Source organism: Cupriavidus sp. HY129, assembly GCF_059492215.1.
In genome coordinates, this window is sequence record NZ_CP083255.1 from 1,905,105 (window position 1) to 1,919,925 (window position 14,821).

General features: G+C 63.5%; 16 protein-coding genes. 5 read left to right on the forward strand and 11 right to left on the reverse strand.

Annotated features, from left to right (window positions below):
* Window positions 1-343 precede the first annotated feature (343 nt).
* Together K6G35_RS24860 and K6G35_RS24865 are read right to left on the reverse strand one after the other, a co-directional pair.
* Complete coding sequence (locus K6G35_RS24860; protein WP_008645799.1) at window positions 344-1,039, reverse strand: fumarylacetoacetate hydrolase family protein; 696 nt, start codon at window positions 1,037-1,039, stop codon at window positions 344-346.
* Between the two features lie 43 nt (window positions 1,040-1,082).
* Complete coding sequence (locus tag K6G35_RS24865; RefSeq protein ID WP_008645798.1) at window positions 1,083-1,505, reverse strand: VOC family protein; 423 nt, start codon at window positions 1,503-1,505, stop codon at window positions 1,083-1,085.
* 120 nt (window positions 1,506-1,625) lie between these two features.
* Between K6G35_RS24865 and K6G35_RS24870 the strand changes: the two genes are divergently transcribed.
* Window positions 1,626-2,492, forward strand: a complete 867-nt coding sequence (locus K6G35_RS24870; protein WP_017513109.1) for a LysR family transcriptional regulator — start codon at window positions 1,626-1,628, stop codon at window positions 2,490-2,492.
* Window positions 2,493-2,520: 28 nt separating this feature from the next.
* Here K6G35_RS24870 and K6G35_RS24875 read toward each other — a convergent pair whose 3' ends face one another.
* On the reverse strand, window positions 2,521-3,828 hold the full coding sequence (locus K6G35_RS24875) for an MFS transporter (protein ID WP_035883792.1): 1,308 nt from the start codon (window positions 3,826-3,828) through the stop codon (window positions 2,521-2,523).
* A gap of 41 nt (window positions 3,829-3,869) precedes the next feature.
* A complete protein-coding gene (locus K6G35_RS24880) occupies window positions 3,870-4,472 on the reverse strand; it encodes a TetR family transcriptional regulator (protein WP_286881300.1) in 603 nt (200 codons plus the stop codon).
* 145 nt (window positions 4,473-4,617) lie between these two features.
* Between K6G35_RS24880 and K6G35_RS24885 the strand changes: the two genes are divergently transcribed.
* Window positions 4,618-5,382 carry an SDR family NAD(P)-dependent oxidoreductase gene (locus tag K6G35_RS24885; protein ID WP_495676495.1) on the forward strand — a complete coding sequence of 255 codons (765 nt, stop codon included), beginning with the start codon at window positions 4,618-4,620 and terminating at the stop codon, window positions 5,380-5,382.
* Between the two features lie 51 nt (window positions 5,383-5,433).
* On the opposite strand, the gene K6G35_RS24890 is transcribed toward K6G35_RS24885, so the two are convergent.
* The 5 genes from K6G35_RS24890 to K6G35_RS24910 all read right to left on the reverse strand — a co-directional run bounded on the left by K6G35_RS24890 (window position 5,434) and on the right by K6G35_RS24910 (window position 9,116).
* On the reverse strand, window positions 5,434-6,735 hold the full coding sequence (locus tag K6G35_RS24890; protein WP_495676496.1) for a type II toxin-antitoxin system HipA family toxin: 1,302 nt from the start codon (window positions 6,733-6,735) through the stop codon (window positions 5,434-5,436).
* Window positions 6,732-7,037: a helix-turn-helix transcriptional regulator gene (locus K6G35_RS24895; protein WP_035883788.1), complete on the reverse strand. Its 306-nt coding sequence runs from the start codon at window positions 7,035-7,037 to the stop codon at window positions 6,732-6,734. The genes K6G35_RS24890 and K6G35_RS24895 overlap by 4 nt, the downstream gene beginning before the upstream one ends.
* A 139-nt stretch (window positions 7,038-7,176) precedes the next feature.
* Window positions 7,177-7,713 carry a hypothetical protein gene (locus K6G35_RS24900; protein WP_495676497.1) on the reverse strand — a complete coding sequence of 179 codons (537 nt, stop codon included), beginning with the start codon at window positions 7,711-7,713 and terminating at the stop codon, window positions 7,177-7,179.
* A 73-nt stretch (window positions 7,714-7,786) separates the two neighbouring features.
* Complete coding sequence (locus tag K6G35_RS24905; RefSeq protein WP_008645787.1) at window positions 7,787-8,728, reverse strand: patatin-like phospholipase family protein; 942 nt, start codon at window positions 8,726-8,728, stop codon at window positions 7,787-7,789.
* A gap of 109 nt (window positions 8,729-8,837) precedes the next feature.
* Complete coding sequence (locus K6G35_RS24910) at window positions 8,838-9,116, reverse strand: hypothetical protein (RefSeq protein ID WP_200876305.1); 279 nt, start codon at window positions 9,114-9,116, stop codon at window positions 8,838-8,840.
* 33 nt (window positions 9,117-9,149) lie between these two features.
* Here K6G35_RS24910 and K6G35_RS24915 point away from each other — a divergent pair, with 33 nt between their 5' ends.
* Window positions 9,150-9,899 carry an AAA family ATPase gene (locus K6G35_RS24915; RefSeq protein ID WP_495676498.1) on the forward strand — a complete coding sequence of 250 codons (750 nt, stop codon included), beginning with the start codon at window positions 9,150-9,152 and terminating at the stop codon, window positions 9,897-9,899.
* Between the two features lie 16 nt (window positions 9,900-9,915).
* Here the strand turns inward: K6G35_RS24915 and scpC are convergent, their stop codons facing one another.
* On the reverse strand, window positions 9,916-11,448 hold the full coding sequence (gene scpC, locus K6G35_RS24920; protein WP_008645781.1) for a succinyl-CoA:acetate CoA-transferase ScpC: 1,533 nt from the start codon (window positions 11,446-11,448) through the stop codon (window positions 9,916-9,918).
* 327 nt (window positions 11,449-11,775) lie between these two features.
* Between scpC and K6G35_RS24925 the strand changes: the two genes are divergently transcribed.
* On the forward strand, window positions 11,776-13,542 hold the full coding sequence (locus K6G35_RS24925) for an FAD-dependent oxidoreductase (protein WP_286881297.1): 1,767 nt from the start codon (window positions 11,776-11,778) through the stop codon (window positions 13,540-13,542).
* A 123-nt stretch (window positions 13,543-13,665) separates the two neighbouring features.
* On the forward strand, window positions 13,666-14,145 hold the full coding sequence (locus tag K6G35_RS24930) for a nuclear transport factor 2 family protein (protein ID WP_286881296.1): 480 nt from the start codon (window positions 13,666-13,668) through the stop codon (window positions 14,143-14,145).
* 10 nt (window positions 14,146-14,155) lie between these two features.
* Here the strand turns inward: K6G35_RS24930 and sorB are convergent, their stop codons facing one another.
* Window positions 14,156-14,821: a SorB family sulfite dehydrogenase c-type cytochrome subunit gene (gene sorB, locus K6G35_RS24935; RefSeq protein ID WP_286881295.1), complete on the reverse strand. Its 666-nt coding sequence runs from the start codon at window positions 14,819-14,821 to the stop codon at window positions 14,156-14,158.

Below are 14,821 nucleotides of genomic sequence, written 5' to 3' on the forward strand. Positions count from 1 at the left end.
GTATTCTGTGCTGCGAATCTCAGGGGTCTTGGTTCGGGCGCTGTTGCTATCTACTGCTAGATAGGTAACCAGGGCTAAAAAAAAGACCGCCTCCCGGTACTGACAAACGACTTGGTATTGCGTGGATCGGCTTGGTGCTGCGGACTGCTTTGCTGCATCGCGTCGTCCATGAGCCAAATATTATCTACTACTAGATAGATAAGCAAGGAGAATTTGGAGAAATTGCTATGCTCGAACTCGAGCAGCCGCTCTAGAGTGTTCGTAATTGCATGAATAAAAAGGAAAAACGGCGTTGCTCACGAGAAATGAGCAACGCCGTCTGGCACTACGCGAATGTGATGTTCTAGCGCTTGCCGATGGTGAAAGTGATTTCACCGATACCCTCGACACCGCCGCTGACGACGTCGCCGGGGTTCAGGGCGCCGACGCCTGCCGGCGTGCCGGTGAAGATCAGGTCACCCGGTTCCAGTGCAACGGCTTCCGAGATATAGGCAATCACATCGGCAACAGGCCAGATCAGTTCGGTCAGGTCGCCTTCCTGGCGCGTTTCGCCATTGACCTTGAGCCAGATCGCGCCCTTGGACGGATGGCCGATGCTGGATGCGGGATGCAGCGGACCGCACGGGCCTGACGCATCGAAGGCCTTCGACCAGTCCCACGGGCGGCTCATCTTCTTGGCGACGTCCTGCAGATCACGGCGCGTCATGTCCACGCCCACGGCGTAGCCCCACACCAGGTCGAGTGCCTGCGCCGGGCTGACGTTCGTGCCGCCCTTGCCGATCGCGACAACAAGCTCGATCTCGTGGTGGAGGTTCTCCGTCAACGGCGGATACGGCACCGTGCCTTCAGCAGCCACGACGGCATCGGCTGGCTTGGTGAAGAAGAACGGCGGTTCGCGATCGGGGTCCTTGCCCATTTCGCGTGCGTGGGCGGCGTAGTTGCGCCCCACGCAGAACACGCGGCGGATAGGGAAACGGGCCTGGCTACCCGCCACGGCTACGCTGGCCTGCGGGGCAGGCTGGATGACGAATTCGGTCATGTCTCGCTGGATTGTCTTGGGATGGGTGAATCGTGTGGGGGTGTTACTTCGCGAATACCTGGCTCATGTCGCCGAACGCCTTGAACTCCAGCGCGTTGCCCGACGGGTCCAGGAAAAACATCGTGGCCTGTTCGCCAACCTGACCCTTGAAGCGCACGTGCGGCTCGATCACGAACCGGGTGCCGGCGGCGCGTAGCTTGTCGGCCAGGGCTTCCCATTCGGTCATCGGCAGGATCGCCCCGAAGTGGCGTACGGGCACGTCATCGCCATCCACGGCGCTGGTAGCGCGGTGGCCGCACTCGTCGGGGGACAGGTGCGCCACCACTTGATGGCCGTAGAAGTTGAAATCGATCCAGGCGTCGGAACTGCGGCCTTCCGGGCAGCCAAGCAGTTCGCCATAGAAGTGGCGAGCAGCGGCAAGATCGTGCACGGGAAAGGCAAGGTGGAACAGGGGAATGGCGTTCATGGTGGGGCGTTATCTCCATGGATGCGTGAAGGCGTCGTTGATTGTAATCAGCAGAACTCGTAATATGAAACGAATCATTTTTTGACTGAGCATCGAAAATTTCGATGCTTGAATCCCGCCTTGCTTCGCTATTTCAAGACCTTTCTCGTAGCCGCCGAAACCGGTTCGTTCTCGTCCGCCGGCGCGCGGCTCGGGCTGACGCAGTCGGCCGTCAGCACCCAGATCCGCCGGTTGGAAGAAGACCTCGGCTGCACGTTGTTTGATCGATCGGGCAAATCGGTGACCCTGAGCGAGGAGGGCCGGCAGATGCTGGCGGACGCCTCGCGCATCGTTGCGCTCTACGAGTCGATGAAGGGCGCGCGACTGCAGCGCGATACGGCGCCGCTGGATTTGGGGGCGGTATCGACTGTTCAGGCCAGTCTGTTGCCGCGTGCCATGCAACGTTTTCGCGTCGCGTTTCCTGACACCCACGTCAATATCGTGCCGGGCATGTCGACGCAGTTGCTGACGCAGGTCGATGCCCGAGAGCTGGATATTGCGGTGCTGGTCAAGCCGCGGCTCGGCATTCCACCCGAACTGAAGTGGGTGCCGCTGGTGAAGGAGCGCTTCGTGGCGGTGGCGCCGAAGGGGGCGCCGGCCGACCTGAAGACGCTGCTGTCGACAGTCCCGTTTATCCGATACAACCGCCACTCGACCGGCGGGCAACTCGTGGACCGCTATCTCAAACGGCACCGCCTTTGGGTACGCGAGGGCATGGAGTTGGACGAGCCTGCAGTCATCCTGCAGATGGTTGGCGAGGGGCTCGGTTGCGCGATCATTCCTTGCGAGCTTGTGCCGCTGGCGCAGACCCCGAATGTCGAGCAGGTGCCGATGCCGGGTATGCCGATGTATCGGGAGATCGGCGTGCTGGTCCGGCAATCGGCGTTGAAGCGTGCCAGCGCGGCAGCGCTGATCGATGCGTTCGTGGCGGCCTGCCACGAACGCTAGTGTTGCCTTCCGGCGCGCTCAGGCGCCTTCAGGCGCCAGCCGCTTGCGGCGTGACGCCATCTGCCCGAGGGGCCGGGCGCCGTACCATCAATGCGAGCAGTCCGGCGACGATACATGCGGCACCGGCCACGTAAAGCGCCGGCGAGTAGGTCAGCCAGGCCGTGCGCGACAGTCCCGCACCGAATGCCGCCGTTGCCGCGCCGATCTGATGCGCGGCGAAGATCCAGCCGAATACCATCGCAGCACGTTCTCTCCCGAATGTGGTGCCAGCCAGCTTGATCGTCGGCGGCACCGTGGCCACCCAGTCGAGTCCATAGAACATCGCGAACACCGACAGACCGTAGAGCGTGAACTCCGAGTGCGGCAGCCAGAACAGCGACAACCCACGCAGCACGTAGTACCAGAACAGCAGCTTGCGGTTGTCATAGCGGTCCGACAGCCAGCCCGAGAGGATCGTCCCGACGAAGTCGAACGCGCCCATCATGGCCAGTGCCGATGCGGCTGGTACCGGCGACATCCCGAAATCCGCGCATAGCGCGATGAAGTGCGTCTGGATCAGGCCATTGGTCGATAGCCCGCAGATAAAGAAGGTGCCAGCCAGGATCCAGAACGTTTGTGTGCGCGCCGCGTCGCGCAACACCACGAACGGCCCGCGCCATGTCAGCGGCATGGCCGGTGCCGTGGCGGCGGGCGCCGTGCCGGGCAATTCCCCGAACGGCACCAGGCCGACGTCGGCGGGGCGATTGCGCATGAAGGCGAACACGAGGAGCGCCAGCGTGCCGCAGGCAAACAGCACCGGCAGCACGGCAAAGCGCCAGCCCATGTGTTCGATCAGCCAGGCGGCCGCCGGCAGGAATGCAAGCTGGCCGGTGGCGGAGCTGGCGGTCAACATGCCGATCACCAGCCCGCGCCGCGCCGTGAACCAGCGGTTGGCGACGAGCGCGGCAAGCACCATCGCCGTCATGCCCGACCCGATACCGAGCATCAGCCCCCACGCGATGAACAACTGCCAAAGCTGCGTCGATACCGTGGCCAGCGCCATGGCCCCGGCAATCAACGCCAGCGCCACGCAGACCACGTTGCGGACGCCGAAGCGATCCATCAGCAGCGCCGAGAACGGCGCCATCAAACCAAACAGCGCAAACCGCACCGCGAGGATCGACGAGACCTGATCCGTGCTCCAGCCCATCTCGCTGGTCAGCGGCTTGAGAAAGGCGCCGGGCAGGCCGAGCGCGGCGGCAGTGGTGAGCATCACGCTGAACGTGATGGCTGCGACGATCCACGCATAGTGGATGCCACGCCGGTCGAGCCGGTTCGATAGGGCTTGTGCAAACATGGGTCTCCCCTGGGGGCAATGAGAATGGGTGCGGCCTGCGGTCAGGCGTCTGTGGGTTCGTGGCTGGCCAGCAGGCGGTCTCGGGCTGCGGCGAGGATGTCGTCGGAAAGGGCGTCGCCGCGCGTTGCACGCGCGATGGTGATGGCGCCGACCAGTGTGGCGAGATCGACCAGTGCCGAGTCGCTGGCGGCATCGTCGCCATCCGGCGCGGTGGACTGCCAGATGTCGATCAGTGACTTGAGGCCGTGCAGATACGCATCGTGTACAGGCTTGTCGCTGGCCTCGCGTGCCACGTCGCCGGCGAGCGCCGAGGCGGCGCATCCCCGGCCTGCTGCATCCCGATGGGTTGTGCTCAGGTATTGCACGACCAGATTCCGGCGTGCCGCTTTCCGGTCACCTTGCGCCTGATCGATGCGTTGCCGCCAGCGTGTCGCCGACTCCTCGAACGCCAAGGCGCAGGCCCGGGCGACCAGCGCGTCCCGGGAAGGGAAGTGGCCGTAGAACCCGCCATGGGTGAGCCCGGCATCGGCCATGACCTGCGCGACCGACACACCATGCAACCCATGTTCCCGGAACAGCCGGGCCGATGCCGCCTCAATGGCTGCCTTGTGCTGCTCTGCAACCGCTCGTGATGCGCGCGCCATATAACGATCTCCTTCATTCCCGATCGTGAATCCTTGCTTGACGCGAGTTTAGATGATGAACATACTTTATTCAATAGATGTTGGGCGTCATCCAAATTGCGAGATCGACTTCTACCTAACCTGATCAGTGACAGGAGTTCCACTCATGTACAAGCTGTTCGATATGTCCGGCCGCGTCGCGGTCGTCACGGGGTCCACCAAGGGGATGGGTCTGGAAATGGCGCGAGCCCTTGGCGCATCCGGGGCCCGGGTGGTGGTGTCTGGGCGCGACGCGGCGGTCAGCGAGAAAATTGCCGCCGAACTGAAGTCGGAGGGCATCGACGCCACTGGCCTCGCCTGCGACATCGCCGATACCGCCAGCGTGCGGGCCTTTGCCGACCGGGTGCTGGAGACGTTCGGCCGCGTGGACGCGTTAATCCTGAATGCTGCGGGCAGTGGTGTGGCCGGTTCAATCCTGGAGCAGGGGCCTGAGGACTTCGACGCGGTGATGGCGGGCAACGTGCGCGGCAATCTCGTGCTCGTCAATGCACTGGCGCCGCAGATGATTTCCCGCAACGATGGCTCGATCATCTTCATGTCGAGCATCGCGGCACGTCGGGGATCCGCGCTGTTGCCGCTGTACAGCATCTCGAAGGGGGCCGTCGATCTGGCGATGCGCAGCCTCGCTCATACGCTCGGACCGCACAACATCAATGTGAACAGCATCAATCCGGGTCCGGTCCGCACCGATTTTTCGCGTGATGCGCTATGGGGCAACCCCGACCGCGAGAAGGCGTTGTCTGCTTCCATCCCGATGCGGCGCATTGCCGAGGCGCACGACGTGGCGGGGTTGGCCGTGCTGCTGGCATCGCCCGCGGGACGCTATATCTCCGGGCAGACGATCGGGCTCGACGGCGGCGCTACGGCCTGATCCAGGTAGCGGGCACTGTGTCCGCACTTGGCGCATTTAGCGCATTTGGCGTCAGGCCCGGGTCAGTGCCACGCCACCGGCGAGACGCTCCGACACGGCGCGGCGGACACCTTCGGGCGCGTCCTCCAGAATGCGTGGCCAATCGGCTTGAGCCTGACGCACGGTTTCCCTCGCGATCGACAGCAGGCGCGAGCGCCTGAGCAGGCCGGCGGAGCGCACCATGGCGTCGAGGTCGTCGAACGTATAGGCGCGCAGGGTCTTGTCGATCGCGCGATTGATGCCGTAGTCCGTCACGGGAACGTCGTCGAAAAACGCCGTCACGCATACGGGGTCGTAGAGCGGCGAGAGGACAGGCGCCCGGCCGTCCGGATAGCGGACTGCCCAATTTTTCAGATGGGCGTCGGTGTTGCCCATCAACAGGAATGCAACGAAACGCTTGATGAACTCCTGGACGTCGGGTGCGGGGCGCGCCGACAGTCGATCGAGGACGCGAAGCATATTGCCGTAGTCGAGCGCGAGCGCGCGACCGTACTTGTTCCGCGGTGCGTACCCGAGAATCTGCGCGAACTCCTCCATGTGAACGCGATGCCCGCCAGGGGCGCGATCGAAGCGCTTGACGGCCAGAATGCGCTGGAAGGGCACCTGCTCGGGTAGCTCGGCTTCCTCGCGCGAGATGACTGTTGCCTCTGCGCAATCGAGCCCCAGGGCCCCGCATAGCTGGTAACCCGTGAATTCGTTCTCGACCAGATCGGGATGGCGCGTCGATGGCAGCTTGAGGATGAAGTCGCCAGCCTCGCCGTGGCGCTTGACCACGTAACGCCGTCCCTGCTGGATGGCCGAGAATTTCGTGACCACGCCGGGGATGGCCGCGGCGTCTTCCACCGGGTCTTCGACGAAGCCGGGTTCCAGCACATCGAGCCCTAGCGCGGTGTGCCAGTTGCGCACGATCTGGGGCACGCCTTCGGCGGGCGGAACGGGTTCGACTTCCACCGCGCCCGGCAAGTCGTGACCGGCCGCCGCCAGCAGTTCGAACTCGTCTTCCGTGCTGCAACCGCGCTCGCTGGCCAGGCGCTCGCGATTGTGGCCCTCCGGCAGGAGGTTCTGGAAGAACACCGGCCAGTGACCATCCGTGCGGACCACTCGGACGTCCCGTAGCGCCGTGAGGATCGCCCGCGTAGCCGCCTCTGTCTCACCGACGTATCCGAGCGACAACGTGGGGCGATTCTCGTCCTCGATGTAATCACGGTCGAAAGAGATCCGGAGGATGTCGCCGTACTGGGACAGGTAGCCGATGCCACGGCGCCCGGTAGCAGTGTAGAGAAACAGGCGCAGATAGCGGATCGACGTGGTCATTTCGCGATCAGGGTGTCGACGACCGACGGCGGGGCATCGCCGCCCGGAGGTTGGGCGAGATACTTGCCACCGGCGCGGACGAAATTCTCGAGATCTGGCCGTAGCACCGTCGGCACAAGCATGACGTCCATGCCCAGGGCGCGTGCCATTTCGACGACGGTGGATAGCCTGGGATCGATCTCATGGCTTTCCGTGCGCTGAACGGTCATCCGCGACAGGCCTGCCCGTGACGCGAGTTCCTGTTGGCTGACGCCGGCGGCACGACGGGCTGATTCTAGTTCGCTCTGTAAGGCTGTGCTCATTATGCTACTCATTTATGCGTAAATGCATAGAAAGAGTAGCAAGTTGTCGCGCGTTCTTCAAGGTGAGATGAGTAGCTTAATGATCATTTCGGTCAAAATAATCATTAATAGATCGTTGCACCCAAGATTCTGAGCAAGATCAGAGTTGACCTTGTGGGGTGGTGGCCGCAGGCGGCTGCTTATTGCGTGTCGAGCTGTACGAGAAGTACTTGGCCTTCGCGCCCTTGGCCCAGTAGGCCACGACGAGCGCCTTGCCATCGCGGGCGTAGAGCATTTCGATGCCGCCGTTTGCCGCCGCCCATTCCGCATAGCCATTCTCGGCATTGGCATCGGTCTTGCGTTTGGACTCATACCGCGCATCGAGTTGCCGGACGACATCGTCCATTGCCGACCGGTCAAAGTTCAAGGTGACGAGCGCCACCGTGTCATGCTGGTCGCAGTTGACCGTCGCCTTGGTCAGGCCTGGCAGCTTGAATCGTTCCAGATTCCGGATTTCGATGGTGTCGCCGCCAGCCCAGGGCGAGGTGCCGGTCTTGGTGCGATTGGGGCCCGACGGCATACGCGCGCACGTCGTTTTTCCCAGTTCGACGCCGAGCGGCGCGGCAGTATTGAGGGTTTCAGCGTGGGTTACCGCGCTGGTTAGCAGGGCGGCGCAGAACAAGGCAAACGTCTTCATCGAGTAGCTGTGGCTTCTGAATTTGATTGGTCAGCCACGATTTTACGGCCAGCTGCTGCGTGCGCTTGAGATATCAGTGTGGATGGCTGTGCCCATGCTGCTTGGCATGAGCGTGCCCACTGGCGGGGCCAAGCAGGTCCGTGCTGCAGCTTGGCGACGCTTCGTCGTGCGTATGGGGCTCCAGCGCGCCCGGCACGCGTCGGCTGGACAGGCCGTCCGCACGCAGCCAGGCCACCGTTGCCTCGGCCGCACGCTCGATCAGTTCGCCGCAGCGAGTGTAGTCATAAGGCGAGATATCTAGCGGGCAAAGCGGTGGCACCACCGCGATCTGGGCCCGCTCCGACCAGCGTTCCAGGTCATACACGAGCTGCCGCGCCACTAGCAGCGACAGGGCATTGAAGGCGTGCTCGACGGCCCCGCGTGGCGGCCTGCGTTCGGCGCAGGCAAAGCCGGCTGGCAGCACGATGATGCGGGTTGCGCCCAGCCGGATGGCGGTGGATACAGGGGTATTGTTGGCGACGCCACCGTCGATCAGCTTGCGGCCACCGACTTCCACCGGCGGAAAGACACCGGGAATGGCGGCGCTGGCCAGCACTGCATCGACGATGTTGCCCGCGGAGAGCACGACTTCGGCACCTGTCTGCATGTCCGTGGCGACCACATAAAGCGGTACGGCGGACTCTTCAAGCCTGGCCGCGCCAAAGTTGCGATTGAGCAGGCGCCGCAAGCCGAAGGATTCCACGAGGTGTCCCCGGTTGCCAGCGATCATCCCGAACATGCTGCGCCACGACCATGGCAAGACTTCCGCCCTGGTGATGCTCCGCCACAGCGATTCCAGCCGGGCGGTACCTTCGGCATGGGGGTTGCATGCAAAGTAGGCCCCGTTGATCGCGCCCGCAGATGCGCCGATGACAAGGTCCGGTGCCACACCCCATTTCACCAGTTCCCGCAGCATGCCGACCTCGATGGCGCCCAGGCTGCCACCGCCGGCGAATACGAATGCAGTCTTTTCCATGGATATCGGTATGAAAGGCGGGGCGCCCGTCAATGTTGTCGCGTGATGGTCGTGAGGACAGCATAGGCCACTTCCGGGCAGTCCCAAAGGGAAGGGATGGCACCGGCAATTATGCGACTAGTTCGGTCAATTGCGCGGACGGTGCGATTCGCCAAACCTCGGCAAGGGCACTCAGAATGGCATCGCGTGCGCAGGGCGTTTCGCGCGTGAACAGCAAGGCAAGGCGACCCGGCAGGCCGACAGCCGTGAGCGCATCATCGCATCCGTCTGCGCCCAGGCGTTCAACCAGCTCATGCAGATTGAAATGTGCAATTAACGGCCTAGAAAGGCTTCCGGCAGCCTTTAAGTTGGCCAGCAGATAAGGGGGCGGAGCAAGATGTGCAAACATTGCGGTCGTCTGAATGACTTCCTCGCCAAGCACATGCTGTCCAGCCAATACGTCAGCCGCGTAACCTTGCTTCGGGACAAGGTTCCGGGCTTCGATCGCTATCCGTTCTCGTTGCCAGCCGTGCGCGAGTTGGAGACGCTCGATTTGCACCCTGGCGTGACGTTCCTTGTTGGAGAAAACGGTTCCGGAAAGTCGACGCTGCTGGAAGGGATTGCGGTGGCGCTCGGCTTCAATGCCGAAGGTGGCAGTCGCAACTTCAGTTTCGCCACGCGCGCGTCGCATTCCGATCTTCACGAGTACCTGCGCATCGCCAAAGGCGTCCGCCGGCCGCGCACGGGCTATTTCCTGCGCGCGGAGAGCTTCTACAACGTTGCGACGGAGATTGAACGGCTTGATGCGGAACCCGGGCTAGGCGCGCCGGTGATCAACTCGTATGGTGGCCACTCATTGCATGAGCAGTCACATGGGGAGGCTTTCCTGACGCTGCTGACCGAGCGCTTCCAGGGGAAGGGGCTCTATATCCTCGACGAGCCGGAGGCTGCGCTATCGCCGGCAAGGCAGTTGGCGGTGATTTCGCGGCTGCACGACTTGGTGCGGGAAGGATCGCAGTTCGTGATCGCCACGCACTCGCCCATCCTGATGGCTTATCCCGATGCATGCATCTACCAGTGCTCGGCGCGCGGCATCGAGCCAATCGCCTATCAGGACACGGAGCACTACCAGATCACGCGTGACTTTCTGGTCGACCCGGAGCGGATGCTCCGGGTGTTGATGGAAGACTGAAGGGCAAGGCCTTGGCTTAGGCCGCCAGCGCTTCGTTGGCGGCCTTGCCAAGCTGTCCCTGCGGCTGCATGGTGCCTTGCTCGCGGTAGTTGATGTGCCAGGCGAACGCTTCCTCGAGCAGATGAGGCGTCTGGCCACCACGGAGGCAGGCGCGGCGGAAGTAGTCGAGCAGTCCGTCGCGGTAGGCGGGGTCGGCGCAGTTGTTGATGACCTGCAGCGCTCGCTCGCGCGGTGCCAGTCCGCGCAGGTCGGCCAGTCCGTGTTCGGTAACGAGGATGTCGACGTCGTGCTCGCTGTTGTCGACGTGCGAGACCATCGGCACGATGCTGGAGATCTTGCCGTCCTTGGCCACCGATTTGGTGACGAACACCGACAGGTACGCATTGCGCGCGAAATCGCCCGAGCCGCCGATACCGTTCATCATGTGCGTGCCGCCAACGTGCGTCGAGTTCACGTTGCCATAGATGTCGCACTCGAGCGCGGTGTTGATCGTGATCAGGCCCAGGCGGCGCAGAATTTCGGGGTGGTTGCTGATCTCTTGCGGGCGCAGGATCAGACGCGATTTGTAGCGCTCGATATCATCGAGCACGCGGCGATACACGGGTGCCGACAGCGTCATCGACGATGCCGAGGCAAAGCGCAGCTTGCCTGCGTCGATCAGCGCGATCGTGCTGTCCTGCAGGACTTCCGAGTACATGGTCAGATCATGGAACGGCGAGTCGGCCAGCCCGTGCAGTACGGCGTTGGCGATCGTGCCAATACCGGCCTGCAGCGGCTGCAGCGACGTCGAGAGCCGTCCGGCGCGCACTTCACGATCGAGCAGCGCATTCAGGTGTCCGGCGATCTGGCGCGTTTCGCCATCGGGCGGCAGCGCGTTCGACGGGCTGTCGTCGCGCTGGGTGATCACGATCGCGGCGATGCGCGACGGATCGACGGGGATGTACGGCAGGCCGATGCGTTGCTCGACGGCGATCAATGGAATTGGCTGGCGATACGGGCGTTGTACCGGGAACGCGATGTCATGCAGCCCCTCCAGCCCGGTCGGCATGTTCAGGTTCAGTTCGACGATCACCTTCTTCGCCATCATCGCGAAGCTGGCGGAGTTGCCGACCGACGTGGTGGGCACGATGCCACCCGTCTCGGTGATAGCCGTGGCTTCGATAACCGCGATATCGACGGGTGCGATCTGGCCGCTGCGTAGCTGCTCGACGGTTTCACCCAGATGCTGGTCGATGAACATCACCTCGCCGTCGTTGATCTTGCGGCGCAGCGTGGAGTCGGACTGGAAAGGCAGGCGGCGGGCAAGCACATTGCTCTCCGCCAGGATCTTGTCGGTGTCGTTACCGAGAGATGCGCCCGTGATCAGCGTGATCTGTAGCGGATCGGTGGCAGCGCGGCGCGCCAGCGCCACCGGTACGGCCTTGCAGTCGCCTGCGCGGGTGAACCCGCTCATCCCTACCGTCATGCCATCCTGAATCAGTGCTGCAGCTTGATCGGCCGACATGATCCTGTTCTGCAGGTCTGCCAGGCGAATGCGATCGCGGTACATCTCGTCTCCTTGCTTGCTTGGGGGCTGTCTGGTTCTCCGCCAGCGGACCTTGTGAATCGCGGCGGACGTTGCGTGTCAACAGGCGCGCAGCACAGTGTAGCTACCGCTTAATATTCTCACCATGATTTAAATCACTGGTATCAAGTCGGTTTTTTCATGGAACGGCGAGTTCGACATTTCCGCCGCGGGGCAGGTGATCCGGCGGGTCTTTCCTGCCGCCGCTGCCTAAAATCTTCATGTGTACTTGGTGCGAGGCGCGAGGCATGACTACCATCAATCCTTGCGCGGCCGGAGCATCCGGCCACCACACGATTGCAAGGGGGAAGCATGGAGATGACGCGGGCGACATCGGAGACCGATGCCAATCCTGATACCTCGGGTGGCGACGGTGGTCACGAGCCGGTTTCCGGGCTGGAGGCGCCGTACTCGCTACTGGAATCCCGCAGCCACCAGATGTTTCCAACGCTGACGGCGGCCGAAATCGAGCGCATTCACCGTTTCGGCGAAGTCAGATCGTGGCGCGCTGGCGAGATGCTCTTCTCGACGGGCGACGTGGGGCGCGGGATGTACGTCGTCCTGTCCGGCCGCGCGCGCATCATCCAGCGGGACGGGCTGGGTAACCGCAGCACCATTACCGAGGAAGGGCCCGGCCAGTTTCTGGCGGAGGTCGGGCAACTGACCGGCAAGCCGGCGCTGGTCGACGCCTTGGCCATCGAGGATACCGTCGCGCTGGTGATTGTCCCCGAGCGCCTGCGCGCGCTGCTGGTGGCAGAGGCCGATCTGGGCGAGCGCATCATGCGGGCGCTGATCCTGCGCCGGGTTGGCCTGATCGAGCGCGGCAGTGGCCCGGTGCTTGTGGGACGTGGCACGCAGCCCTTGTTGCTGGCGCTGCAGGCGTTCCTGCGTCGTAACGGCCACCCGCACAAGGTGATCGATATCGAGACGGATCACGACTCCACCTGTCTGCTCGATCTCAGCAATGCGCCGCAGAGCGATTTTCCGATGGTGATCTGCCCGGATGGCAGCATCCTGCGCGCGCCGGATGAGGGCCAGCTTGCCAGTTGCCTTGGCCTGGTTCCCGAGTTCGATCCCGAGCATGTCTATGACGTGATCGTCGTCGGCGCAGGCCCGGCGGGGCTGGCCACGGCCGTCTATGCGGCGTCCGAAGGGTTGTCCGTGGCCGTGATCGATTGCCGCTCGCCGGGCGGGCAAGCTGGCGCGAGCGCCCGGATCGAGAACTACCTGGGTTTTCCCACCGGCATTTCCGGGCAGGCGCTGGCGGGGCGGGCCTTCGTCCAGGCGCTCAAGTTCGGTGCGCATCTGGCGATTCCACTGGAAGCAAAGGCGTTGCATTGTGGTGAGAATCCGATCCGGATCGAACTGTCGGACGGTCGTCAGATTCCCACGCGTACCGTTGTGATCGCCACCGGCGCGCAGTACCGTCGCGCGGAGATCGACTCGCTCGATCGCTATGAAGGCCGTGGCGTCTACTACTGGGCTTCGCCGGTAGAAGCCAAGCTGTGCAAGGACGAACACGCGATGCTCGTCGGCGGCGGTAACTCGGCCGGCCAGGCAGCGGTGTTCCTGGCGTCCCACGCCAGGGAGGTGCACATCCTCGTGCGCGGCGAAGGGCTCGAGGCAACGATGTCGCGCTATCTGATCGACCGCATCCGCAGCCTCCCCAACGTCACATTGCACACGCACGCCCAGATCACCGCGCTGGAGGGCGAGGAGTGGCTGTCGATCGTGCGCTATCGGGAGCAAACGCAGGGTGCCGACTGCATTTCTGTGCCGATGCGCCACGTATTCCTGTTCATCGGCGCGGCGCCCAACACCGAATGGTTGCGCGCCTGCAATGTGGAGACCGATGCCAAGGGTTTCGTGCTGACCGGATACGAGGCCCATCGCTCCTGCACCGAACGCGCCGACTTCACGCTTGAGACGAGCGTGCCGGGCGTGTTCGCGATCGGAGACGTGCGATCCGGTTCGACCAAGCGCGTGGCCGCCGCCGTGGGTGAGGGCGCGGCGGTCGTTGCGCAGATCCACCGGTATCTGGCGGACCTGCAACCCGTCGCCCTGGCTGTTCGCATGTGATCGGCTGACTCGCCGTATCCCGGAGTCGGGGCATTCCTGCTTGACATACAGATCTGTCTACATACACTGTGTAGACAGATCTGTATCACCCCCATCTGATCACACGCAGGAAGGAGTCCCTCGATGTCGAACGTCCCCGAAGTCCGGCCGCCGCTGCCGCCGTTTACCCGTGAAAGCGCCATCGCCAAGGTGCGTGCAGCCGAAGACGGCTGGAATACGCGCGATCCGGCCCGTGTGGCCTTGGCCTATACGATCGACAGCGCCTGGCGCAATCGTGCCGAGTTCGTGCATGGCCGCGAGCAGATTCAGGCCTTTCTTACCCGCAAATGGCAGAAGGAACTGGACTACCGGCTGATCAAGGAGCTTTGGGCGTACGAGGGCAATCGCATCGCGGTGCGGTTTGCCTACGAGTGGCACGATGATTCGGGCAACTGGTTCCGCTCGTATGGCAACGAGAATTGGGAATTCGACGAGTACGGCCTGATGCGGCAGCGTCATGCATCCATCAATGACGCGCCGATCCGCGAGAGCGATCGCAAGTACCACTGGCCGCTCGGTCGCCGGCCCGATGACCATCCGGGCCTGAGCGACCTGGGCTTCTGAACGCCGTCCTTTAGCGCCCGAGTACCCAGCCAGCCAGTTCGCGCAGGTCGGCGTCGCTGACATCCGCGAACGGCGGCATCGGCACGCTTCCCCATTTGCCGCTGCCTCCGGCGCGGATGCTACGCATCACGGTGTTGACGGCATCGGCCTGGCCGGCGTATTTCGCGGCAACATCGTGGAATGCGGGGCCCACCACCTTCTTGTCCACGGCGTGGCAGGCGAGGCAGTTGTTGGTCGCGAGGAGGCTGCTGGCGTCGTGTGCCTTGGCTGGCGCTGGCTTTGCCGATGCGGCGGGAGCAGGCGATACGGCCGCGGCGGCGGTCGTCTGGCGTTCCGCACCATAGGTCCGGACCAGATAGTCGGCCATCACCGGGATGTCTTCGTCGCGCAGTGGCGCGCCGAAGGCAGTCTTCATCTTCTTGACGGTGGCATCCCAGTAAGCGCGGCCCAGCGACTGCGGCTGCGTCGACACGTACTGCGCCGAATGGCAGGTCATGCAGTTCTGCTGCACCAGCCGATAGCCGGGCAGTTCGCTGGGTTGATAGCTTGCGGTTTCGGGGGGAAGCTGGATTTCCAGCGCGTGCGCGGCGGGCAGTGCGGAGAGCATCAGCGCCAGGCTGATGGCAAGGCGCCGTGCCGGGAAGCGGCTGCAAGGGGTCCAAGGGGTCTTTTGCAT